This window comes from Agrobacterium sp. O3.4 (genome assembly GCF_041414895.1).
GTDB lineage: Bacteria > Pseudomonadota > Alphaproteobacteria > Rhizobiales > Rhizobiaceae > Agrobacterium > Agrobacterium cucumeris.
Map to the genome: position 1 here is coordinate 272221 of NZ_JALPZP010000002.1, position 22554 is coordinate 294774.

21 protein-coding genes and 1 other RNA gene are annotated in these 22554 nt (G+C 59.3%); 13 read left to right on the top strand and 9 right to left on the bottom strand.

Going from position 1 to position 22554, the window contains the following annotated elements; translation table 11 throughout:
• Positions 1–87: 87 nt before the first annotated feature.
• The 3 genes from M0412_RS13940 (at position 88) to M0412_RS13950 (ending at position 3876) form a co-directional block, all read left to right on the top strand.
• Positions 88–1107 carry a flagellar motor protein MotA gene (locus M0412_RS13940; RefSeq protein ID WP_269699006.1) on the top strand — a complete coding sequence of 340 codons (1020 nt, stop codon included), beginning with the start codon at positions 88–90 and terminating at the stop codon, positions 1105–1107.
• Between the two features lie 2 nt (positions 1108–1109).
• Positions 1110–2141, top strand: coding sequence for a peptidoglycan -binding protein (locus M0412_RS13945; RefSeq protein WP_142841555.1), 1032 nt, complete (start codon positions 1110–1112; stop codon positions 2139–2141).
• A gap of 88 nt (positions 2142–2229) precedes the next feature.
• Positions 2230–3876 carry an FAD-binding dehydrogenase gene (locus tag M0412_RS13950; RefSeq protein ID WP_269699008.1) on the top strand — a complete coding sequence of 549 codons (1647 nt, stop codon included), beginning with the start codon at positions 2230–2232 and terminating at the stop codon, positions 3874–3876.
• A gap of 5 nt (positions 3877–3881) precedes the next feature.
• Here M0412_RS13950 and M0412_RS13955 read toward each other — a convergent pair whose 3' ends face one another.
• On the bottom strand, positions 3882–5681 hold the full coding sequence (locus M0412_RS13955) for an ABC transporter transmembrane domain-containing protein (protein WP_269699009.1): 1800 nt from the start codon (positions 5679–5681) through the stop codon (positions 3882–3884).
• A 260-nt stretch (positions 5682–5941) separates the two neighbouring features.
• Here M0412_RS13955 and rpmE point away from each other — a divergent pair, with 260 nt between their 5' ends.
• Positions 5942–6163, top strand: coding sequence for a 50S ribosomal protein L31 (gene rpmE / locus M0412_RS13960; RefSeq protein ID WP_003506183.1), 222 nt, complete (start codon positions 5942–5944; stop codon positions 6161–6163).
• 155 nt (positions 6164–6318) lie between these two features.
• Here the strand turns inward: rpmE and M0412_RS13965 are convergent, their stop codons facing one another.
• From M0412_RS13965 to M0412_RS13975, 3 genes are all read right to left on the bottom strand, one after another.
• Positions 6319–6834, bottom strand: coding sequence for a DUF1465 family protein (locus M0412_RS13965; protein WP_137087995.1), 516 nt, complete (start codon positions 6832–6834; stop codon positions 6319–6321).
• Positions 6835–7237: 403 nt separating this feature from the next.
• Complete coding sequence (locus M0412_RS13970) at positions 7238–7429, bottom strand: DUF1192 domain-containing protein (protein WP_142841551.1); 192 nt, start codon at positions 7427–7429, stop codon at positions 7238–7240.
• Positions 7426–8715 (bottom strand): MFS transporter, encoded by a 1290-nt coding sequence (locus M0412_RS13975; protein ID WP_142841550.1) that lies wholly within the window; start codon positions 8713–8715, stop codon positions 7426–7428. The genes M0412_RS13970 and M0412_RS13975 overlap by 4 nt, the downstream gene beginning before the upstream one ends.
• A gap of 136 nt (positions 8716–8851) precedes the next feature.
• Here M0412_RS13975 and M0412_RS13980 point away from each other — a divergent pair, with 136 nt between their 5' ends.
• Positions 8852–9007, top strand: a complete 156-nt coding sequence (locus M0412_RS13980; protein WP_003497629.1) for a hypothetical protein — start codon at positions 8852–8854, stop codon at positions 9005–9007.
• Positions 9008–9063: 56 nt separating this feature from the next.
• On the opposite strand, the gene M0412_RS13985 is transcribed toward M0412_RS13980, so the two are convergent.
• From M0412_RS13985 to M0412_RS13995, 3 genes are all read right to left on the bottom strand, one after another.
• Complete coding sequence (locus tag M0412_RS13985; protein WP_142841549.1) at positions 9064–10089, bottom strand: class I fructose-bisphosphate aldolase; 1026 nt, start codon at positions 10087–10089, stop codon at positions 9064–9066.
• A gap of 191 nt (positions 10090–10280) precedes the next feature.
• Complete coding sequence (gene pgk / locus M0412_RS13990; protein ID WP_269699013.1) at positions 10281–11483, bottom strand: phosphoglycerate kinase; 1203 nt, start codon at positions 11481–11483, stop codon at positions 10281–10283.
• Between the two features lie 67 nt (positions 11484–11550).
• Positions 11551–13416: a potassium/proton antiporter gene (locus M0412_RS13995; protein ID WP_142841547.1), complete on the bottom strand. Its 1866-nt coding sequence runs from the start codon at positions 13414–13416 to the stop codon at positions 11551–11553.
• 421 nt (positions 13417–13837) lie between these two features.
• Between M0412_RS13995 and M0412_RS14000 the strand changes: the two genes are divergently transcribed.
• On the top strand, positions 13838–14098 hold the full coding sequence (locus tag M0412_RS14000; protein WP_269699014.1) for a hypothetical protein: 261 nt from the start codon (positions 13838–13840) through the stop codon (positions 14096–14098).
• A gap of 192 nt (positions 14099–14290) precedes the next feature.
• On the opposite strand, the gene gap is transcribed toward M0412_RS14000, so the two are convergent.
• Positions 14291–15301, bottom strand: a complete 1011-nt coding sequence (gene gap, locus M0412_RS14005) for a type I glyceraldehyde-3-phosphate dehydrogenase (RefSeq protein WP_269699015.1) — start codon at positions 15299–15301, stop codon at positions 14291–14293.
• Positions 15302–15362: 61 nt separating this feature from the next.
• Positions 15363–17345, bottom strand: a complete 1983-nt coding sequence (gene tkt, locus M0412_RS14010; RefSeq protein WP_052819449.1) for a transketolase — start codon at positions 17343–17345, stop codon at positions 15363–15365.
• Between the two features lie 325 nt (positions 17346–17670).
• Here tkt and M0412_RS14015 point away from each other — a divergent pair, with 325 nt between their 5' ends.
• The 7 genes from M0412_RS14015 to M0412_RS14045 all read left to right on the top strand — a co-directional run bounded on the left by M0412_RS14015 (position 17671) and on the right by M0412_RS14045 (position 22535).
• A complete protein-coding gene (locus tag M0412_RS14015) occupies positions 17671–17943 on the top strand; it encodes a DUF4164 domain-containing protein (protein WP_046799912.1) in 273 nt (90 codons plus the stop codon).
• A 10-nt stretch (positions 17944–17953) separates the two neighbouring features.
• Positions 17954–18331 (top strand): cell division protein ZapA, encoded by a 378-nt coding sequence (locus M0412_RS14020; protein WP_046799911.1) that lies wholly within the window; start codon positions 17954–17956, stop codon positions 18329–18331.
• A 78-nt stretch (positions 18332–18409) separates the two neighbouring features.
• Positions 18410–18568: non-coding RNA, 6S RNA (gene ssrS, locus M0412_RS14025), on the top strand.
• 230 nt (positions 18569–18798) lie between these two features.
• Positions 18799–20061, top strand: a complete 1263-nt coding sequence (locus M0412_RS14030; RefSeq protein ID WP_046799910.1) for a hemolysin family protein — start codon at positions 18799–18801, stop codon at positions 20059–20061.
• Entirely contained in the window at positions 20061–20678 is a 618-nt protein-coding gene (locus M0412_RS14035) for a 5-formyltetrahydrofolate cyclo-ligase (RefSeq protein ID WP_269699016.1), read from the top strand. The genes M0412_RS14030 and M0412_RS14035 overlap by 1 nt, the downstream gene beginning before the upstream one ends.
• A 70-nt stretch (positions 20679–20748) precedes the next feature.
• The gene (locus tag M0412_RS14040; protein WP_269699017.1) at positions 20749–21573 is read left to right on the top strand and encodes a TIGR00282 family metallophosphoesterase; all 825 of its coding nucleotides are present in this window, start codon (positions 20749–20751) and stop codon (positions 21571–21573) included.
• A 119-nt stretch (positions 21574–21692) separates the two neighbouring features.
• A complete protein-coding gene (locus M0412_RS14045) occupies positions 21693–22535 on the top strand; it encodes an MBL fold metallo-hydrolase (RefSeq protein ID WP_269699018.1) in 843 nt (280 codons plus the stop codon).
• Positions 22536–22554 lie beyond the last annotated feature (19 nt).

A 22554-nucleotide genomic window follows, 5' to 3' on the forward strand; every position in this document is an offset into this window, starting at 1 on the left:
GTGACGAAAGACCGGCTTTTCGCTTCAAATCGTCGCAATTTTCAAATAGCTTCCGCTAGATACGTGACCGAAGGGAATGCGAACGTTATGGCGGATTCGGAGTTACTTGATCTCGGCGTCGAGAAACCGGTGACCACGCGGCAATACAGCCACAAGCTGTCCAGCCCCACACCGTTTCTGTGGACGATGGTTCTGTTTCTGATCCTCGTCGGCTTCCTGGCGGCCATTCTTTACCGGCAGGCGCACACCGCCTTCATGACCAATCCCGGTCTCAACGGCTTCATTCTCGGCGTTTTGGCCATCGGCATCATTCTGGTGTTTACCCAGACCATGAGCCTGCGCTCTGAAGTACGCTGGTTTAATGCCTTCCGCGCTGCCGGCAGCGCCGAAAAGGTCGGTCGTGCGCCCAAACTGCTTGCCCCCATGAGCACGCTGATCGGCAAGCGCGGCGAGGTTCGGCTTTCCACCGTCACGCAGCGGACCATCCTCGATTCCATAGGGACACGTCTTGATGAATCGCGTGACACGTCGCGTTATCTCGTCGGCCTTCTGGTGTTTCTCGGTCTGCTCGGCACCTTCTGGGGCCTGATCGGCACCATCGGCGCCATCAGTAATGTCATCCAGTCGCTTGATCCGAGCGCCGGCGACAGCAACGATATTCTAAGCTCGCTCAAAGCGGGTCTCACAGCACCGCTTGCCGGCATGGGAACGGCGTTTTCCTCGTCGCTTCTCGGTCTTTCGGGTTCGCTGATCCTCGGTTTTCTCGATCTTCAGGCCGGCCGCGCCCAGAACCGCTTTTATACACAGCTTGAAAACTGGCTGTCTTCTGTCACCGATACGACGGTGGAGGGCCCAAGGGAATTCAAGGCTGAAGCCGGCGCCATGGTCAGCACCGAGCGTTCGCTTGCGGCCATGACCAGCCTTGCCGAAGGCATTCAGGGCCTCGTCAAGAATATGCGCAGCGAACAGCAGATGCTGCGCGACTGGATCGAGGCGCAACAGGAAGAATCGAAATCGCTTCGCCGCACGCTCGACCGGCTGTCGACGCGCATTGACAGCGAAACAAAATCCTCCGGACGCACCCGGCACGATAACGGGAGCGAGTAGCCATGGCGCTTGCGCGCAACCGCCGCCGCGACAGGGGTGTGGATTATTGGCCGGGTTTCGTCGATGCGTTGTCGACGCTGCTCATGGCCATCATGTTTCTGCTGACCGTCTTCGTGCTGGCGCAGTTTGTCCTCTCGCGGGAAATTACCGGCAAGGACGAGGTACTGACGCGCCTCAACAGCCAGATTGCCGAATTGACCGAACTTCTGGCCATGGAAAAGGGCAACAAGCAGGATATTGAGGACGCGCTGGCAAGCCTGCAATCGACGCTCGCCTCATCGGAAAATGAGCGTTCGCGCCTGCAGGCGCTTCTCGATGCGGGATCGGGCAGCAGTGCGAACGCCAATGCCCGGATCGGCAGCCTGACCGGCGAGCTGGATGACCAGAAGCAGGCCAACTCCCGTGCGTCTGCGCAGATCGAATTGCTCAACCAGCAGATTGCGGCGCTGAGGGCACAGATCGCTTCAGTGGAAGCCGCCCTGCAGGCATCGGAAGCCAAGGATACTTCGTCCCAGGTCAAGATTGCCGATCTCGGCCGCCGCCTCAATGTCGCGCTGGCACAACGAGTGCAGGAACTGAACCGCTATCGTTCGGATTTCTTCGGCCGGCTGCGCGAAATCCTCTCGGATCGCGAAAATATCCGCATCGTTGGTGACCGTTTCGTTTTCCAGTCCGAAGTGCTGTTTCCTTCCGGCGGCAATGACCTCAATCCGGCCGGGCAGGCGGAAATGGAGAAACTGGCGGCTGCGCTGATCGATCTCGCCAAGGAAATCCCGGCCGAGATCAACTGGGTCCTGCGTGTGGATGGCCATACGGACAATGTTCAGCTTTCAGGGTCCGGCCGTTTCCGCGACAATTGGGAACTTTCCTCGGCCCGCGCCACCTCGGTGGTGAAATTCCTGATCTCCAGGGGCGTGCCGGCAAACCGGCTGGTTGCCGCCGGCTTTGGCGAGTTTCAGCCGATTGCCGAAGGCGATACGCCGGAAGCCCGCCAGCAGAACCGTCGTATCGAACTCAAGCTCACCGAACGCTGACATCGCTGCGGTATCATGGTGGTTGCCTTCTGGCGGAAGTAAATTTACGTTCGCGTAAAGGTAATTCCGTCATGTCTGGGAGGGGTTGATGGAGCGATATGATGTGATCATCGTCGGTGCGGGGCTTGCCGGGCTGGTGGCGGCGACCGAGGCGGCCGAGCGAGGACTGAGCGTCTGTGTCGTGGATCAGGAGGGCGAGCAGAACCTCGGCGGACAGGCCTTCTGGTCGCTAGGTGGTCTGTTTTTTGTTGATAGCCCCGAGCAGCGTCGGATGCGGGTGCGTGACAATCTCGATCTCGCAAGGCAGGACTGGTTCGGTTCGGCCGGTTTCGACCGTCCCGAGGATCATTGGCCGCGCCGCTGGGCGGAAGCCTATCTGGATTTTGCGGCTGGCGAGAAGCGTGAGTGGTTACACCGGATGGGCATGCGCTGGTTTCCCGTGGTCGGCTGGGCTGAACGCGGCGGAGCGCTTGCCGATGGTCACGGCAATTCCGTTCCGCGGTTTCATGTCACTTGGGGAACCGGCCCTGGCGTGCTGGCACCTTTTGTCGAAAAGGCGAAGGTCATGGTGGCAAATGGCTGGCTCACTTTTCGTTTCCGCCACCGCGTTGACCATCTGGATACGACCGATGGCCGGGTGATTGGCGTTTCCGGTGCGGTCCTTGCAACGGATCCGGTGTTGCGTGGGCAACAGAGCAGCCGAAAAGTTGAGGGTAATTTCACCCTTTCGGCCTCGGCGGTTATTGTCAGTTCCGGCGGCATTGGCGGTAATCAGGAGCTGGTAAGACGCAACTGGCCGGTGGAGCGGCTGGGCAAGCCTCCGGCAGATATGGTCTGCGGCGTGCCGGCACATGTGGATGGCCGCATGATCGCGATCACCGAGGCGGCGGGCGGCGCCGTCATCAACCCCGATCGCATGTGGCATTACACGGAAGGCGTGAAGAACCACGACCCGATCTGGCCGGGTCACGGTATCCGCATCCTGCCCGGCCCCTCATCCTTCTGGTGCGATGCGGATGGAAACCGTCTTGCCGCCCCCGCCATGCCGGGCTTCGATACGCTCGGCACTCTAAAACTGCTGGGCGAGCGCGGCAGCGGTCATAGCTGGTTCATTCTGACCAAGGCGATCATCAAGAAGGAATTCGCGCTTTCCGGCTCCGAGCAAAATCCGGATCTGACGGGCAAGGATGTGCGGCTGCTGCTCAAACGGTTGGGCAAGGAGCCGCCGGGACCGGTGCGGGCTTTCATGGAGCGCGGTGAGGATTTCGCTGTCCGCGATACGCTGGAGGAGCTTGTGGCGGCGATGAACGCCATCAGCGGCGACGCGCGGCTGGATATCGATCATATCCGCCGGCAAATTGAAGCGCGTGACCGGGAAATCGTGAATGGTTTCAGCAAGGATGCGCAGGTGACCGCGATCCATGGCGCGCGCCGTTATCTCGGCGACAAGCTGATGCGGACGGCAAAACCACACCGCTTGCTCGATCCCGCGATGGGGCCGTTGATCGCGGTGCGCCTGCATGTGCTGACGCGCAAAACGCTTGGTGGCCTGCATACCGACCTTGAGGCACGGGTGCTGGATGCTGCCGGTGAGCCGGTGCCGGGACTTTATGCCGCCGGTGAAGTGGCCGGTTTTGGCGGCGGCGGCATGCATGGCTATAATGCGCTCGAAGGCACATTTCTTGGCGGCTGCCTGTTTTCGGGTCGCGTTGCGGGGCGCAGCGTCCTAGCTTAAACGGCTCAGGCCTGGGCGCGCAACTCGTCCGGTCCGGTCTGGAATTGCAGCCGGGCCAGTCGTGCATAAAGGCCATTCTGGCGAATGAGGCTCTGATGCGTGCCTTCCTCGATGATGCGGCCGTCATCCATCACCAGAATGCGGTCTGCCTTCAGCACGGTGGCCAGGCGGTGGGCGATGACGATGGTGGTGCGGGTGTTCATCAACTCATCGAGCGCCTTTTGCACCAGCGTTTCGCTTTCCGCATCGAGCGCCGAGGTTGCCTCGTCGAGAAGCAGGATCGGCGCGTCGCGTAAAATGGCGCGCGCAATGGCTATGCGCTGGCGCTGGCCGCCGGAAAGCGTCACGCCGCGCTCGCCCATCTGCGTGTCATAACCATCGGTGAGGCGTTCGATGAAACTGTCTGCCTGTGCGGCGATGGCGGCGGCGCGGACCTCTTCGCGAGTCGCCTGCGGCCGGCCGAAAGCGATATTATCGTGAATGGAGGAGGCAAAGATCGCCACATCCTGCGGAACGATGGACAGGCGCGCGCGCAGATCGGTCAGGCTGACATCGCGAATATCAGCGCCATCGACCGTGATGCGGCCCTGTTGCGGATCGTAAAACCGCATCAGCAGCGAAAACACCGTGCTCTTGCCAGCACCGGATGGGCCGACAATGGCCACCGTCTCGCCGGCGCCGACCTTGAACGAAAGGCCGGAAAGGGTTGGGCGTCCCGCCGCCAGTGGATAGACGAAATCGACATTCTCAAATTCGGCCTCGCCGCGCGGTGGCTCAACCATGGCAACAGGTGCCGTGGGTTCGATCACGGGCGAGCGCTCATTCAGCAGCTCGGAAAGCCGTTCGGCAGCACCACCCGCCTGTGCCAGCTCACCCCAGACTTCAGAGAGCTGGCCAAGACCGCTGGCGGCAATCACCGAATAAAGCACGAACTGGCCGAGCGTTCCTGCCGTCATGCCGCCGGAAAGGACGCTCTGCGCGCCATACCAGAGAATGCCGACAACGCTTCCGAAGACCAGCGCAATGGCGACGGCGGTGAGGATGGAGCGGGCGCCGATCGCCGCGCGTGCACCCTGATAAGCCGCTTCCACGGAGGTGCCGTAACGGGCATTCGCCAGCGCTTCGGCATTGAAGGACTGCACGGTGCGGCTTGCGGCGATCGTCTCGGAGGCATAGGCGGCAGAATTGGCCAGCGTATCCTGCGTCGTGCGGGAGCGGGCACGAACAGACCGTCCGAAAGCGATCAGCGGAAAAACGATGAAGGGAATGGCAAGCAGCGCGAGGCCGGAAAGACCGGGGCTGGTATAGATCATCATCACCACTGCGCCACAACACATGATGATGTTGCGCAGTGCCACCGAGGCCGATGAACCGAAAGCCGAGCGAATCTGCACCGTATCTGCGGTCAGCCGCGAGGTCAGTTCGCCGGAGCGGTTACTATCGAAAAACTGTTGCGACAACGTGGTGAGGTGGGCAAAGACATCGCGACGCAGATCAGCGACAACCCGCTCACCAATCGTCATGACATAATAATAACGCATGGCGCTGGCGAGCGCGAGCAGGACGGCAATTGCCAGAAGCACCGCGAAATAGCTGTTGATCATGCCGCCATCCGGCGTCTGAAAACCGTGGTCGATGATGCGACGAACGGCAAGCGGCAGCGCCAGCGTGGTGGCGGAAGAAAGAACAAGCGCAAAAAGGGCCGCCGCCATCAGGCCGCGATAACGCCTGAGATAGGGAAACAGGCTGAGAAGTGGCTTCAGGCTTCTCTGTTTTGCTGCTTTCTGCTCTTCTATGTCTGCCACGTGCCTGATGCTCCTCGTTCCATGCCATTTTCGGCCATTTAGGGAGAAGATTTCCGGCGTGCGGTAAAATTCCTGCCCTGGCGGCCATCTCCTTTCACAAGGGTATGGCAGGCTCTTGTTATCTCGGCGACCTTCATGTATAGGCTCCGCATCGAATTGGGAAGCCATAGCCCATCTGGTCTATGGCTTCATTTATTGAAATGGCTCAATTGACGCAATTGCGGCAATGGACCGCACGTCACTTAACCAGGAAGATTGTCATGAAGGCTGATATCCATCCCGCTTACCACACGATCAAGGTGGTCATGACCGATGGCACCGAATACGAAACCCGCTCCACCTGGGGTTCGGAAGGCGCTGTCATGAACCTTGAAATCGACCCCAAGTCCCATCCGGCATGGACGGGCGGCAACCAGCAGCTTATGGACCGCGGTGGTCGCGTTTCCAAGTTCAACAAGCGTTTCGGCGGCCTTGGCCTCTGATCCACTTGCGGACGGATCGTTTTAAAAAAAGCCCGGTTTTGCCGGGCTTTTTTGTTGCCCTGTTTTGGTGGTGGCGTTCACTCGACATAATACCAAAACAAAAAAGCAGGCCGATGAGCCTGCTTTTCAAATTGTCCGGATAAGGTCGTCTTTTCTCAGTTGATGGAGAAAGCCGTGCGCAGGAGATTGAGCTGCGCCTGCACGCTGTTTTCATTGTCCGGCACCTTGGTGGCTTCGGACGGACGGTATATTTCGCGGTCGAGAAGGGCGATGCGGTTCTGGAGACGCAGCGACCGTTCGATGAGGTCACGGAAAGATTCCGGCAGGTCGTTCCAGCCCGGCGCATTGCGGTCGACATTGAAGCTGTCGAGACGCACCTTGCTCTTTTCGCTCAGAACCTGGTCCCGCGTCATTTCGCCATTGTTGACGGCGCGCTGCAGAAGCAGCCAGGAGGCCATCTGCATCAGGCGGGTGGTGAGACGCATCGATTCTGCTGCGTAAAGGACCGATGCCATGCGCGGCAGAACCTTCGAGGCAACGCGGCCGGCGCCATCGAGATAGCTTGCCGTTTCCTCAACCAAAGTCATGCCCTCAGTATAGAGGGTTTTGAACTGGTTGGAAGCAGCAGCGCGCCCCGCAAAGCTTATGGTATTTAAAACCTGTTCCGACATTTCTTTAAATCCCTGCTCACGCACCACACTGTCAGGCAACGAAGACTCGGATGTTTTGTTCCGGCCTTTTAGTGTTTTCAGGATGGTATCTTTACCCGAAATGCGCAAGGCAATTATTAAAGAAGGGTTAATACCCACAGTTTTACCGAAACCGGTGCGCGGTAAAAAAAGAGCCGCGAAAGCGGCTCTCAAGGTAAAACAGGGAGAAAAATCAGACCAATTCGCCGTATGGAGAAGATGCCTGAGGTCCAGAAGAACTGGACATGTATAGTAATCTCTCAGAAAGCTTAATTTTTGGTTAATGGTAAACGAAAGACTGCGCCAGAATATTCATTCCCGTTTACCATCAACGCTGCAGCTTGCCGCCGAAGGGCATTGACTGCGGGTTTTTCTTTAATTTCTGTCAGGATCGGAAGAGGTTTTCCGCCGCCAGTCGGCCGGCGGATTTTCGGGTCCTCTCCTCCTCCAGCCGGGTGATTTCGGCCTGCAGAAGATCGATACGGCTACTCAGCTCATCGACTGAAAGAAGGCTGAGATCGCTGCCGATCTCATGCGCCACGGGTTTTTGCGGGCGGTCATCGTCAAAGAGGCTCATATGCCTGCTCCTTTTTCCACATAGTCGCCATCGTCTTCGGAATATTGCGGCGCGCGCGGGTCAAGCGCAATACTTTCCGGCGTAACAAGCGGTGAAGGTGTGGTTGGCATCATCGTCGAGAAATTGTCTTTCTCGTCGGTTGAAAGGGCGGCGCGCTGACGGCTTCTGATGATGGCATATGCTGTGATCAGCACGTGGGCCACGGCCGTGACCAGAAACAGGGCATAGGGACCGGAATAGGTCATGACCGCGCCGCCGAGTGTCGGGCCGATAATGGTGCCGATGCCGTAAAGCAGCAACAACCCGCCGGAGACCTTCACGAAGTCTTCCGAGGCGGCATAGTCGTTGGCGTGCGCGACGGCAATGGGATAGAGCGCGTTGGCAGCGGCACCATAAACGGCGATCATGGCAATCAGTACATAGACATCATGGGGTTGCACCGCCGCGACGGCAAGGCCCGCGACCGCGCCGAGCCCGGCCAACCCGGCCAGTACGTAACGGCGATCTATCCGGTCAGAGAGGCGACCCGCCGGAAACTGCGCCAGCGCGCCGACGAAAATGGTGACGGAGACCATGATGGCGATCATGGTCGGGTCAAGGCCGGCCCGTGCGCCGAAGACAGCGCCAAGCGTACCATAAGCGCCGTTGGCGATGCCGATCATCAGAATGCCGACGAAAGAGACCGGTGAATTGCGGTAGAGCGCCGGTAAATCCAGACTGACCTTCTGCAAGGGTTGGGGGCTTGCCGCCTTGGAAAGCGTGGCTGGCAGAATGGCGATGCAATAGATGATGCCGCAGATCATGAACAGCGAGGTATTGCTGATGTCGCCCATCGGCACGATCATCTGCCCTGCCACGACGCCGAGCAGCGTAATGGCGATATAGAGCGAAAAGATCATGCCGCGGCTCTCATTGGTGGCGCGCTCGTTAAGCCAGCTTTCGATGATCATCGAGGTGCCGGCGGTGCAGAAGCCGGTAAGTGCGCGCAGGGCAATCCACCAGACATCATCGACGATCAGGCCGGTCATCAGCACCGTCAGGCAGATCAGCGCAACGAAGGAGCCAAAGGCCCTCACATGGCCTGCACGGCGAACGATGGCGGGCGCCACGAAACAGCCGATGACGAAGCCGGCCGCCCAGGAGGTGCCGAGAAAGCCCAGGATTTCATTGGAGTAACCTTCCGCCGAACCGCGAACCGGCAGCACGAGGCCCTGAAGGCCGTTCCCGAGAAAAAGAAACAGAGTGCTGGATAAAAGAGCGAATACGGGTAGAAGATTTCTGCTCATGAAGACACTCTCATGCGTTCGGACGGACGGTCGGACAGGCCATAGAACGGGATTACCCGAATGAGTTGCACTCTTCTGGTGAACGGTAAAAATGTCCAGCCTGTGACGATGCAGAAATAAAGAAAAGGCTCAATAAATGACAAAGGCGATCGGGCTTTTTTTACTGCTGGCGATGGTGGTCCAGATCATCCGGCCTCTGGGTCTGCCGGGCCTTAAGAAAAGAGGCGATTGCTGGAAGATCGCGGTGGCCGCCTTTGTCATCTGGTCGGCGACGCTTTTGCTGCGTCCGTAAAGCAAAAGCCGCCCAGCGGGGCGGCTTTGATTATTTTGACTGCATGTCGAAGGGCCTTATGCGGCCTTTTCGAGTTCCAGTTTCCAGTTGCCCTTGGCGGCAAGGCTGTTCATGGCAGCGCGGTGCGTGAAGGCGCGCTGGCCGGCAGCGACATTCTCCTGCTTGCCGCCCCAAGTCTTGAGTGCGGTGTCCTGGAGCGCGCGGCCATACGAATAGGTCAGCGACCAGGGCAGGTCGTAACCGGAATTCATGGCGGAGAGATGCGCGGTCGCTTCTTCGGAGGACTGGCCGCCGGAAAGGAAGGCGATGCCCGGAACGGCGGAAGGCACGGTGGCCTTCAGAACCTTTACGGTCTTTTCCGCCACTTCCTCGACCGAAGCCTTGCGGGCCTTCTTGCCATCGATGATCATGTTCGGCTTGAGGATCATGCCTTCAAGGTTGACGCGGGCGTCGAACAGATCCGCGAACACGGTCTGGAGGACCCATTGCGTGACTTCCGCACAGCGATCGATGTCGTGCGTGCCGGGTTCGCCGTCCATCAGCACTTCAGGCTCCACGATCGGCACGATATCCGCTTGCTGGCAGAGAGCGGCGTAACGGGCGAGCGACTGGGAGTTAGCCTTGATCGAACCCCAGCTCGGACGCTGCTCACCGATGGTGATGACGCCACGCCACTTGGCGAAACGGGCACCGGCCTCGTGGTACTTGCGCAGACGCTCATAAAGACCGTCGAGGCCTTCGGTGATGAATTCATGCGGGTGGTAAGCCATCGGCTTTGCACCGATATCCACCTTGATGCCCGGCAGGCTGCCGGCGGCCTTGATGATGTCAACGAAAGGCGTGCCATCGGCAGCCTTCTGGAACAGGGTTTCTTCATAGAGAATGACGCCGGAGATGTATTTCTTCATGGCGTCGTCGGAGCGGAACAGCATCTCGCGATAGTCGCGGCGGGCGGTCTCGGTGGACTCCAGATTAATGCTGTCGAAACGCTTTTTGATCGTTCCTGTGGATTCGTCGGCGGCGAGCAGGCCCTTGCCGTCGGCGACCATTTTGATTGCAATGTCTTCGAGACGTTCGGTCATTTGCTATTCTCCCAAGGCACAATAAATTCCCGATAACAGAAGTTCCAGGGCAGGGAAATGGCACGCTAACTCATTGAAACGATTGAAATGATTTCAATCGTTTGAAACTTTTCCTCCCATGTGCACTTACCAAAAAACAAGGCCGGGCAAGCAGGGCTTGTCCGGCCTCGTGTCAGGCAAGTGAAATGAGTTTACTTGGCAGCGGTCAGGATGGCAACGCCCGGCAATTCCTTGCCTTCCATCCATTCAAGGAAGGCGCCGCCTGCCGTCGAGATATAGGTGAAATCGTCGGAAACACCGGCATGGTTGAGCGCCGCGACCGTATCGCCGCCGCCGGCGACGGAAACGAGTTTGCCCGATTTCGTGCATTCGGCGGCGTGTTTTGCCGCTGCAACGGTCGCCGCATCGAAAGGCTCGATTTCAAAGGCGCCGAGCGGGCCATTCCAGACGAGTGTTTCCGCGCGGGAAATCCAGGCCTTGATGCTTTCAACCGATTTTGGCCCGACATCGAGAACCATGGCGTCAGCGGGGATGGCGTTGATATCGACCGTTTCATTGGCCGCACCGGCCTTGAACTCGCGGGCCACCACGCCATCTTCCGGAAGGACGATCGCGCAGCCGGATGTCGCGGCCTCGATCATGATCTGTTTTGCGGTTTCCGCCAGATCGTGTTCGCACAGCGATTTACCGACCTGCGCACCGCGGGCGGCAAGAAAGGTGTTGGCCATGCCACCGCCGATGACGAGCGCATCGACCTTCTTGACGAGGTTCATCAGGAGATCGATCTTGCTCGACACCTTGGCGCCGCCGACGATGGCGACCACCGGACGGACCGGCTGGCCAAGGCCTTTTTCCAGCGCCTCAAGCTCGGCCTGCATGGTGCGGCCGGCATAGGCGGGCAGGTGGCGCGCCAGGCCCTCGGTGGAGGCATGGGCGCGGTGAGCGGCGGAGAAGGCGTCATTCACATAGATATCGCCATTGGCGGCCAGTGCCTCGACGAATGCCGGATCGTTCTTTTCTTCGCCCTTGTGGAAGCGGGTGTTTTCCAGAAGCAGGATATCGCCATCATTCATCTTCGCGACCGCATCGGCTGCCGGAGCACCAATGCAATCGGCTGCGAAGGAAACGGCGTGATCCAGCACTTCCTTGACGGTCGGGACGATCTGCGACAGCGACATGTCGGCCACCGGTTCGCCCTTCGGCCGGCCGAAATGGGCAAGCAGGATGACTTTCGCGCCCTTGCCGGACAGTTCCAGAATGGTCGGTGCAACCCGCTCGATACGGGTCGCGTCCGTCACTTTGCCATCCGCAACCGGCACGTTGAGATCAACGCGGACGAGAACGCGCTTTCCGGCAATGTCGTTAAGGTCGTCGATGGTCTTGAAAGCGGGCATGGGTCGATCCTGATTTGTTGCGAGTTCGGCACGGACCATACTATGCCTGATTGCCGACGCAAGCCGGTTAGCCCTCATTTTCTCTCACGGCGTTCGAAGGTGCGGCAGTGTCTTCGATAGCGTTGCCGGAGCGCGATTGACGCCGTTGCGCCAGATGGTCGCGCACCCGGCGGATGATCTCGCCGAAGCTGATGAAGATCGGCAGGCTGGTGGCCGGCTCGACTGGTTCCAGTGAGATACCGATGCCGGTGATGGCCTCATGTTCGTCCAGCGTCCGGACGATGAGGACAATGGAGCCGAGGCGGACGCGGTCGGCATAATCGGCTTTTCCGGAAAGGCGCGCCTCGATCAATTCGGCAATGCTCATCGCCTGTTCGGCCTGAGAAATAAGGCCGGGGCCATAGGCCGCATCCAGCTCCTTGGCCGGTCGGGCGGGGGAGATAAGGAAGGTGCCGAAGAAATCGGCATCGTCATCGGCAACCGGCAGGGCGCTGGCGAACAGCCGGTCGATCAGCCGCGAATAACCGGGTGCAATGAAAAGATAGACTAGGTCGTTTTCCCGCAGCCGGCCGGCATATTGGTAACGGATCGACTTGCCGTCGCGCACCACCAGCGAAGGCATCGCCCAGCGTGGAATTCGCTCGCCCTGCATGATGGCGCTGCCGTTGGCGACGCGGTAGGAGATCAGTTCGTGATTGGCGGTGCCGGGAAGGTCCACTTCCAGCTTGTCGACGTCGCCCATGCGTGGCGGCACGATCAGCCCCAGCCTTGTTGCCACCGGCTTGATTGTCCAGCCCTGCACCAGGAGCGATACCAGAACGATGATGAAGGCGGCGTTGAAATAGATCTGCGCATCATCCAGCCCGCCAAGAATGGGCATGATGGCAAGCAGGATGGAAACCGCGCCGCGCAGGCCGACCCATGCCACGAAGGATGTTTCCTGCTGGGTATAGCTGAAGGGCATGAGGCTGAGCCACACTGCGAGCGGGCGGGCGACGAAGATCAGGAAAAGTGCCAGCAGCACGGCCGGGATGGCGATTGCCGGAAATTGTGACGGCGTGGCGAGAAGGCCGAGCATCAGGAACATGATGATCTGCGCAAGCCAGGTCAGCCCTTCATGGAAACGCCGTATGGTCTCCTTGGCGAAAATCCTGCGGTTGCCGGCAACGATGCCCGCCACATAGACGGCGAGAAATCCGCTGCCGCCGATTGCGCCGGTGAAGGAAAAGACCAGCAGCGCCAGCGCCAGCACGAAGATTGGTGCCAACCCGCGGTCGGCTGCGAAGCGATTGACCACGGTAGCTATCATGAGGCCGCCGAGCAGGCCGAAAATCACCCCAAGGCCCATTTCTTCGATGAACAGCAGCAGGAAACCGCTGTCTATGCCTGCCAGCCCCTGACCCTTGGCAATGATTTCGACCAGAGCGACGGTCAGAAAAATGGCCATGGGATCGTTGGTGCCGGACTCCACCTCCAGCGTCGAGCGCACCTGATCGCGGATGTGAATGCCACCGATGCGCAGCAGGAAGAATACGGCCGCCGCATCCGTGGAGGCGACGATGGCGCCGAGCAACAGTCCCTCCAGCCAGGAAAGCCCGAGCAGCAGCGCGGCCGCGCCAGCGAAAAAGACGGAAGTAAGGATGACGCCGACTGTGGCGAGTGCGACAGCGGGTGCTGCCGAAAGCCGGAAGGATTGTATCGACGTGCCAAAACCGGAATCGAAAAGGATGACGGCAAGCACAAGCGAGCCGAGCATATAGGCGAGCGGATTGTTGGTGAATTCGATGCCGAGGCCATCCACGCCCGCGGCAAGGCCGATCATCAGAAAGAGCAGTAGCAGCGGCGCGCCGAACCGGAAGGCGATGAGGCTGGAAAAGGCTGCGACGAGAACCAGAACAGTTGCCACCAGCAACAGAAGATAAAATGATTCCACGTCCACCGCCTCATTCAAACCGCGTTGGCTGCCGCAATGAATGCTCTGCGCGTCTGCAGCCAATGCGCCACGGGTTGCGGTCTGTCAGCGCTTGAGTTGTTGGCGTTGAAAGGCGACGCAAGGCGGGGTGTATCGAATGATACGGCAGGGCCGAAGTGCATTGCGCACGACCGTTGTCCCTGTGTTTCTTGTCGGTCTCAAAATGGACCAGACAAAGGCAGGAAATGGGAATTTTTTCGGCGAGCGGATGAAGGTGCACCGCTTGAAGCAACGTCTGTTCTGCGTCTGAAGCTTTTGCTTGGGGTGGACAGGAAGATTGCCGAAATAGATTCGTCAGCCGTGTTTTCACGTAACATAGCGATAATCCAGCTGCGCTAGTTGTCACCTCCGAATTGCTTTTCATCATTACCGGAGCGATCGGATGAAACGAATATCCATCATTATATTACTGGCGGCAGGCTCGATTGTTTCGGGTTGCTCCAGCACGGAGCAGACAGCTGAAAACATGGCCGCCCAACGCGAACGCTGTCGGGTATTTGGTTACCCTGAAGGTTCGCGTGATTTTGCAGACTGCATGATGAAGCTTTCGATGCAGCAAAGCGAACTGCGGCAGCAGACTTTCGATACGATCTGGAGCAATGCCGGCGACCGTGGCCCGGTCATCATCAACAATAAAAGATGACGGATGCGATTGTCTCATCCGTCGTATTGGGGAACGGCCAGTTTTTCGGCCGGCGACCGTTTTCGATCCGAAGCGTCCCCGCCTTGCTTCAGGATCGGCGCCGGCGGGATCCCTCAATCCCGCCGGCTTTTTTTCGGCAAACAAAAACCGGCAGGATTGCTCCTGCCGGTCTTTTGATGGAGCGATTTATGCTCAGATGGTCTTCGCGAAGGCGACGGCCGTGTCCGACATGCGGTTGGAGAAGCCCCACTCATTGTCGTACCAGGACAGAACGCGCACGAACCGGCCTTCCATGACCTTGGTCTGGTCGATCGCGAAGATCGACGAATGGCTGTCATGGTTGAAGTCGCGGGAAACCAGCGGCTCTTCGGTATAGCCGAGAATGCCCTTCAGCTTGCCGTTGGAAGCGGACTTGATCGCTTCGTTGACTTCTTCAACCGTCGTGTCGCGCTTGGCGATGAACTTGAAGTCGACAACCGAAACGTTCGGGGTCGGAACGCGGATGGACGTGCCGTCCAGCTTGCCCTTGAGGTGCGGCAGAACGAGGCCAACGGCCTTGGCTGCACCGGTCGAGGTCGGGATCATGGACAGGGCTGCGGCGCGGGCGCGGTACAGATCCTTGTGCATGGTGTCCAGCGTCGGCTGGTCGCCCGTGTAGGAGTGGATCGTGGTCATGAAACCATGGTCGATGCCAACGACGTCATCGAGAACCTTCACAACCGGCACGAGGCAGTTGGTGGTGCAGGATGCGTTGGAAATGACCAGATGGTCCTTGGTCAGCTGGTCGTCATTGACGCCGAAAACGACGGTGAGATCAGCGCCATCAGCCGGAGCAGACACGATGACGCGCTTTGCGCCGGCGGTCAGGTGGGCAGCCGCCTTGTCGCGGGCGGTGAAGATGCCCGTGCATTCGAGCGCGATATCGACGCCCAGTTCCTTGTGCGGCAGCGTTGCCGGATCGCGAACAGCCGTTACCTTGATCGGCTTGCCGCCACCAACGATGATGGTGTCGCCTTCGACCTTCACGTCAGCCGGGAACTTGCCGTGGATCGAATCGTAGCGCAGCAGGTGCGCGTTGGTTTCAACCGGGCCGAGGTCGTTGATGGCAACGACTTCGATATCGGTGCGGCCGGATTCGACGATGGCGCGCAGAACATTGCGGCCGATGCGGCCGAAGCCGTTAATGGCAACTTTTACAGTCATTTACAGTCTCCCGATCAAGATATGGCTTGGTCTTTGCTTGAATGGTGAGGGCTTGGGGCCCTCACGCGAGTTTTGCCTCGACTGCGGCGACAACGGCTTCCGCCGTGATGCCGAAGTGCTTGAAGAGATCCTTCGCCGGTGCGGACGCACCGAAGGAATGCATGCCAACGAAAGCGCCGTCGGAGCCGATGAAATAATCCCAGCCCTGGCGGATGGCGGCTTCCACCGCGATTTTCACCGGTGCCTTGCCGATGATGGCATTGCGATAGGTTTCCGGCTGTTCCTTGAAGAGTTCGAAGCAGGGAACGGAGACGACGCGGGCCGAAATGCCGTTGTCCTTCAGCGTTGCAGCGGCTTTCAGCGCCACTTCGACTTCCGAACCGGAGGCGAAGATCGAAACCTTCGCGTCGCTTGCCGATACGAGCTCGTAAGCACCATAAGCGGAGAGGTTCTTTTCTTCATATTCCTTGCGCGAAGGCGCGAGATTCTGGCGGGTAAGCGCCAGAGCAGACGGACGATGCTTCTGCTCGAGAGCCAGCTGCCAGCATTCCGCCGTCTCGGTTTCATCCGCCGGGCGGAAGACGAGAAGGTTCGGAATGGCGCGAAGCGCGGCGATCTGCTCGACCGGCTGGTGGGTCGGGCCGTCTTCGCCGACGCCGATGGAATCATGCGTCAGAACGTGGACGACGCGGATGCCCATGAGCGCAGCAAGACGGATCGACGGACGGCAATAGTCGGAGAAGATCAGGAAGCCGCCGGCATAGGGGATGAGACCGCCATGCAGGGCGATACCGTTCATCGCCGCTGCCATGCCGTGCTCGCGGATACCGTAATGCAGGTAACGGCCGGAGAAGTCGCTCGGCGTGATGGACTTCATCTGGCTGGTCTTGGTGTTGTTGGACGGCGTCAGGTCAGCCGAACCACCCACCATTTCCGGCAGGATGCCGTTGATGACTTCGAGCGCGTCTTCCGAGGCCTTGCGAGTGGCAACCGTCGGGTTGTTTTCGATGATCTTCTTCTTGAAGGCATCGATGGAGCTGTCGAAATTGCCGGGCAGGTCGCCGGCGAAACGACGCTTGAACTCGGCCTTCTTGCCAGCTTCAGCGGCTTCGAGGCGGGCTTCCCAGTCCTGGCGGGTCTTCGTAGAGCGCAGCCCAGCGAGGCGCCATGCATCGAGCACGTCTTCCGGAATGACGAAAGCTTCGGCTTCCCAGTTGAGGCTCTTGCGCGCAGCGGCGATTTCTTCTGCGCCGAGCGGGTTGCCGTGCACCTTGTGGGTGCCCTGCTTGTTGGGCGCGCCGAAACCGATCACGGTCTTGCAGGCGATGAAGGTCGGGCGGTCGGATTTCTGCGCCGCTTCGATGGCGGCGGCAATCGCGTCCGGATCATGGCCATCAACGCGGATGGTGTTCCAGTGAACGGCCTGGAAGCGGGCAATCTGGTCGGTGCTGTCGGAAAGGCCAACTTCACCGTCGATGGTGATGTTGTTGTCATCCCAGAACAGAACGAGCTTGTTGAGCTTCAGGTGGCCGGCAAGCGCGATGGCTTCGTGGCTGATGCCTTCCATGAGGCAGCCGTCGCCGCACAGCACATAGGTGAAGTGGCTCTGCAGGTCGGAGCCGAACTCCTCTTCCAGCTTGCGCTCAGCGATCGCCATGCCGACGGCGTTGGCGATGCCCTGGCCGAGCGGGCCGGTGGTGGTTTCGATGCCGGTCGCATGGCCATATTCGGGATGGCCGGCGGTCTTGGAGCCGAACTGACGGAAGCGCTTGATCTCGTCGATCGTCATGTCCTCGTAGCCCGTCAAATAGAGCAGCGAGTAAAGAAGCATCGAACCATGGCCCGCCGACAGCACGAAGCGGTCACGATCCGCCCAAAGCGGCGCCTTGGGATCGAATTTCAGGTAACGGGTGAAGAGAACGGTGGCGACATCAGCTGCGCCCATCGGCAGACCGGGATGGCCTGAATTGGCCTTCTCCACTGCATCCATGGCAAGAAAGCGGATCGCATTTGCCATCCGGTTGTGTTTGTCGCGAGAAATCATGGCTTTTCCGTCTGTTTCCGGGTGAAAGGAGATAGTTTTACGCAACTATCCAAAAAGCGGGTTGATCCATAGCAGGTGAGGCCGGCAAGTCAATAAATCCACGGGCGTTTGCGGTTCGCTGCGGGAGAAAAAATCGTTTAGAAAACCGGGTGTCCTGACAAAATTCGTGCGATATGGGCCGACATCCCTTCGTTCATCCACAGAGCAAAACGTCTCAATGCACTGGTTTGATTGACGGGATGATAAATCGGGTAATAACCTCATGATTGTTGAAAAGGCCTGAAACCGGACGATTCGCCCGGTGGCGTGCGAGTTGGAAAAAACGATGTCGGCTGAGAAGACCGTACAATCTGCGCTGACGGAGCTGAATGCTGCCATCACAAATCTCGAAAATGCCATCGATATGCGTATCGAGCGGCAAAGGGAGACGGGCGAGATCGATAATGAGGTCAAACGGGTCCATGTCGACCGCGCCAGACTGGCGCAGGAGCTGGATCAGGCCGAGTTTCGCGCCAACCGTCTTGAAGAAGTCAACCGCGAGGTTTCCCGCCGTCTGGTGACGGCGATGGAAACGATCCGCGCGGTGCTGGATCGATAGGAGCGGTTTCATGGCGCAAGTCACTGTTATGATCGACGGCAAGGCCTATCGCATGGCGTGCGAGGCGGGGCAGGAAGATCACCTCACCGACCTTGCCACGCGTTTTGACCGTTATGTCGGGCACCTCAAGAGCCAGTTTGGTGAAATCGGCGATCTCAGGCTCACCGTCATGGCCGGCATCATGGTGATGGACGAGCTTTCCGAAATCAACCGTAAGCTCGAGAAGCTGGAAGGCGAAGTCACCTCCCTGTCCCGCAACCGCGACGGCATGGCCGAGCACAAGGCGAAATCGGACGAGATGGTGGCGCTTGCCATCGGCGATCTGGCCGATCGCCTCAACGGAATAACCGACAAACTGCTGGCCCGGCCGAAGCCCGCAGCGCATTGATTGGCTGAAGAGTTCTGAGGCGGCAAAATTTCGCACCGCCCCTCTGGCGGTTTTCCCCGATCCGTCCTATATCTTGGATGCGTTCTGCGCTTCCCGACAGGAACCACAATCCCTGGGGCCATACTCGATCCAAAGGGAGCTGTCCCTGGCCAGTCCCGTGGGGCTGGACACACGGTGCCCACCTACTTTTGTAGGCACCCAGGATCGTAAATCTCCATCGGTCGCCGTGGATCGCGCTTGAAGTTTCGGGTCAACCCCGGTTCTTCACCTGATTATTTTATCGTCGACAGTTATTTTTAACTACTGCCGGGAACGGCTTTTTTATAGTGCCGTCATTGCAATGGCGGAACAATTCCCTATTATCCGGATTGGTATGTCTGTCATGCCCTTTTATAAAAGGGGCGCTGCGGCCAAAACCGCGACGTGCCGTTCAACAGCCCAAAGAGCTAAACTTGTTTACTGAAATTATGATCGTGGTCCTGCTCACCGTATTGAACGGTGTGCTTGCCATGTCCGAGCTTGCCGTTGTCTCCTCCAGACCGGCGAGGCTCAAGGTGCTTGCCGCGCAGGGCAGCAGAGGCGCCACCATGGCGCTCGGCCTTTCCGAAAATCCCGGACGCTTCCTTTCCACGGTGCAGATCGGCATCACGCTGGTCGGCGTTCTGTCCGGTGCGTTTTCCGGCGCCACACTCGGCGCCCGGTTCACCGCATGGCTTCTGGAACAGGGTGTTCCCGATCGTGCCGCCGATGCGATCGGTGTCGGTTCGGTGGTTGTCGCCATTACCTATCTGTCGCTGATCGTCGGCGAGCTGGTGCCCAAGCAGATCGCGTTGCGCGATCCCGAAAAGGTTGCCGCCCGCGTCGCGCCAACCATGGTGATGCTGTCGCGGGTCGGCGCGCCGCTGGTATGGCTGCTCGACAAGTCGGGCAAGGCCGTCCTCGCCCTTCTTGGCCATAGCGGCGAGTCCAACGCCTCGGTGACCGACGACGAAATTCGCACGGTTCTGGCCGAGGCCCATAGCGCCGGCGTGATCGAAACCGAGGAATCGGCGATGATCACCAGCGTCATGCGTCTTGCCGACCGCAATGCGCGTGGCCTGATGACGCCGCGCCGTGACGTGGAAGTGGTCGATATCGAAGACAGCGCGGAAGAAATCCGCGAGCAGCTTCGCGGCACCCAGCGTTCGCGCCTGCCGGTGCGCAACGGCGCTTCCGATGAAATTCTCGGCGTGCTTTTCGCCAAGGACGCCTTTGATGCGCTGGCCTCCGGCAAGGAGCTGGATGTGCGCGAGCTCCTGCGCGAAGTTCCTGTGGTCTCGGACCTGACGAGCGCGGTGGATGTCATCCAGTCATTGCGCCGTTCGACCGTGCATATGGTGCTGGTCTATGACGAATACGGCCATTTCGAAGGTATCGTCAGCTCCGGCGACGTTCTGGAGGCCATCACCGGCGCATTCCAGGAAGATAACGACGAGGAGCCGGCAATGGTCGAGCGCGAGGATGGTTCATTCCTCGTCGCCGGCTGGATGCCGGCCGATGAATTTGCTTACCGCATGGGGTTCCAGATCGACGAGGACGCCGAGTTCGAGACTGTTGCCGGTCTGGTGCTAGATGAGTTCCGTCGACTGCCGGAACTGGGCGAGCACATCACCCGCAACGGCTGGCGTTTCGAAGTCATCGACCTCGACGGCCATCGTATCGATAAGGTGCTTGTGAGCCGGGCCGCCTGATGTCTGGCGACATTGCCGAAAAAGCAAGACTGCGCGGCGAAAGGCTTGCCGCGCGTGATGCGCTGACGCAGGCCGAGCGGCAGGAAAAAAGCCAGGCGGTGACCGCCCATGGCGCATCCGCCATCTCCTTTGCGCCGGGCGCGATCATTTCCGGTTTCATGCCGATCCGTTCCGAGGCCGATATCCGGCCGCTGATGGAGGCGCTGCGGGCAAGGGGCGGGCGTCTTGTGCTTCCCGTCGTACTGGACCGCGAAACCATCGTTTTCCGCACCTTCGACGCGGATACCACACTGGTGAAGACCGGCTTCGGCACGACCGGGCCGGGGGCCGATGCAGATGTTCTCGATCCGGATATTCTGCTCGTGCCGCTGTCCGTTTTCGACGGGCAGGGTCAGCGTATCGGTTATGGCGCGGGCCACTATGACCGCGCCATTGCACGATTGCATGGCAAGGGTCGGAGCCCCGTTCTCATCGGTGTCGCCTTTGATTGTCAGGAAGTACCGTCGGTGCCGGCGGAGCCGCATGACGTGCCGCTTGATGCAATTCTGACGGAGAGCGGCCTGCGCTGGTTTTCCGCACGGCGGTCGATGCCCGATCAGGGGCAAAAGGCGTTTTAGCACTTTTTAAAACACGGATTACCCGCTAGAGGGACGCAATCCAAAGAACATACGCAAAACGGGGCGGTGAATGAGACTTCTTTTTCTCGGAGATATGGTGGGCAAGACCGGACGCACGGCGGTCTGGGACAGGTTGCCGGGACTGATTTCCGATCTGAAGCTCGATTTCGTCATCGTCAATGGTGAAAACGCCGCCGGCGGTTTCGGCATCACCGAGGATATCTATCTCGAGACCATCAATGCCGGCGCCGATGTGGTAACGACAGGCAACCATGTTTGGGACCAGAAGGAGGCGGTTTCCTTCTGCGAGCGCCATGACCAGTTCCTGCGGCCCGCCAATTATCCCGATGGTACGCCTGGCAAGGGCTCAGGCATTTTTTACGCCCGTAACGGCGCACGTATCCTCGTCGCCAACATTATGGGCCGGGTGTTCATGCATCCGGAACTTGATGATCCCTTCAAGTCGGCCGAGGCTATTCTTGCCGCCTGCCCGCTGAAAGAGCAGGCCGACGCCATCATTTTCGATTTTCATGCCGAGGCGACCAGCGAAAAACAGTGTTTTGGCCATTTCGTCGACGGCCGCGCAAGCTTCGTTGTCGGCACCCATACGCATGTTCCGACGGCGGATGCGCAAATCCTCAATGGCGGCACCGCCTATATGTCGGATGCCGGCATGTGCGGTGATTATGACAGCTCGCTCGGCATGGAGAAGGAAGAGCCGATCAACCGCTTCATCTCCAAGATGCCGAAGGGGCGCTTCGAGGCGGCAAGCGGGCCTGCAACGATCTGCGGTGTCGGTGTCGAGATTTCCGACCGCACCGGACTGGCTGAAAAGATTGCGCCGCTGCGCATCGGACCGCGGCTTGCCGAAACCCTACCGTCTTTCTGGGTCTAACCTTCCTTCGGCGGCAATGCTCACAATGACGAGATTGTGAGCATTCTCGCCGCTCTTGCAACTGGACGGCTTGCAAAACCTGTCTCATCCTCTGCGCATCGCAAGTTCAGGGGAGTGGCATGATGCTGCGTGTGCTAATGCTTGCAATAACGGGATTGCTCACCTGCGCGGGCGCGACCTTCGCCCAGACGGAAAGTCGCCCGCCCGTCAGCCAGTGCCAGGCGATTGCCCGCAATATTCCCGGTGTGATGTTCGCCAGTTTCAATCCACCCGGCGTTCAGCTTGCCCAGGCCGCTTCCCGGGAAGAGGTGAAGATCAGTTTCATCGGCCATTCCACCTATCTTATCGAAAGCCCCGGTGGGGTGACGATCGCCACCGACTATAATGGCGTCTATCGCCCGCCCGTCACCCCGACGGTGGTGACGATGAATAGGGCGCACTCCACCCATTTCACCCTGAACCCGGATCCGGCGATTCAACACGTGCTGCATGGATGGAGTGATACGCCGGGAGAAAAGGCCGAACACAGGGTTCTGGTGGGAGATGTCTATATCCGCAATGTCGCGACCGATATCCGCAACCGCTGGGGTGACTACGAATCCTTCCAGGAAAACGGTAATTCCATCTTCATTTTCGAAATTGCAGGGCTGTGTATAGGCCATCTCGGCCACCTGCATCACGAATTGACAGACACGCATTATGCCGAAATAGGCCGTCTGGATGTGCTGATGGTGCCGGTGGATGGCGGGCTGACCATGGGGGCCGACAGCATGAGCCGGGTGGTGAAACGCCTGCGCTCCGCGCTGATCCTGCCGATGCATCGCACCGGACCGCCGCTCGAACAGTTTCTGACGATGTTCGGAGAAAGTTTCCAGATTGCTTATGCCGCCGATCCGGTGATCCGCGTTTCAATGAGAAACCTTCCCCGCCAACCGCAGATACTGGTGCCGAAAGGCATGTAGCAGGCGGTGGGCGAGGAAG

Bases quoted from the DNA above. Each gene is read 5' to 3' on its own strand.
- M0412_RS13940 (WP_269699006.1), top strand. From the start codon at position 88: ATGGCGGATTCGGAGTTACTTGATCTCGGCGTCGAGAAACCGGTGACC.
- M0412_RS13945 (WP_142841555.1), top strand. From the start codon at position 1,110: ATGGCGCTTGCGCGCAACCGCCGCCGCGACAGGGGTGTGGATTATTGG.
- M0412_RS13950 (WP_269699008.1), top strand. From the start codon at position 2,230: ATGGAGCGATATGATGTGATCATCGTCGGTGCGGGGCTTGCCGGGCTG.
- rpmE (WP_003506183.1), top strand. From the start codon at position 5,942: ATGAAGGCTGATATCCATCCCGCTTACCACACGATCAAGGTGGTCATG.
- M0412_RS13965 (WP_137087995.1), bottom strand. From the start codon at position 6,834: ATGTCGGAACAGGTTTTAAATACCATAAGCTTTGCGGGGCGCGCTGCT.
- M0412_RS13970 (WP_142841551.1), bottom strand. From the start codon at position 7,429: ATGAGCCTCTTTGACGATGACCGCCCGCAAAAACCCGTGGCGCATGAG.
- M0412_RS13975 (WP_142841550.1), bottom strand. From the start codon at position 8,715: ATGAGCAGAAATCTTCTACCCGTATTCGCTCTTTTATCCAGCACTCTG.
- M0412_RS13980 (WP_003497629.1), top strand. From the start codon at position 8,852: ATGACAAAGGCGATCGGGCTTTTTTTACTGCTGGCGATGGTGGTCCAG.
- M0412_RS13985 (WP_142841549.1), bottom strand. From the start codon at position 10,089: ATGACCGAACGTCTCGAAGACATTGCAATCAAAATGGTCGCCGACGGC.
- pgk (WP_269699013.1), bottom strand. From the start codon at position 11,483: ATGCCCGCTTTCAAGACCATCGACGACCTTAACGACATTGCCGGAAAG.
- M0412_RS14000 (WP_269699014.1), top strand. From the start codon at position 13,838: ATGAAACGAATATCCATCATTATATTACTGGCGGCAGGCTCGATTGTT.
- gap (WP_269699015.1), bottom strand. From the start codon at position 15,301: ATGACTGTAAAAGTTGCCATTAACGGCTTCGGCCGCATCGGCCGCAAT.
- tkt (WP_052819449.1), bottom strand. From the start codon at position 17,345: ATGATTTCTCGCGACAAACACAACCGGATGGCAAATGCGATCCGCTTT.
- M0412_RS14015 (WP_046799912.1), top strand. From the start codon at position 17,671: ATGTCGGCTGAGAAGACCGTACAATCTGCGCTGACGGAGCTGAATGCT.
- M0412_RS14020 (WP_046799911.1), top strand. From the start codon at position 17,954: ATGGCGCAAGTCACTGTTATGATCGACGGCAAGGCCTATCGCATGGCG.
- M0412_RS14030 (WP_046799910.1), top strand. From the start codon at position 18,799: ATGATCGTGGTCCTGCTCACCGTATTGAACGGTGTGCTTGCCATGTCC.
- M0412_RS14035 (WP_269699016.1), top strand. From the start codon at position 20,061: ATGTCTGGCGACATTGCCGAAAAAGCAAGACTGCGCGGCGAAAGGCTT.
- M0412_RS14040 (WP_269699017.1), top strand. From the start codon at position 20,749: ATGAGACTTCTTTTTCTCGGAGATATGGTGGGCAAGACCGGACGCACG.
- M0412_RS14045 (WP_269699018.1), top strand. From the start codon at position 21,693: ATGATGCTGCGTGTGCTAATGCTTGCAATAACGGGATTGCTCACCTGC.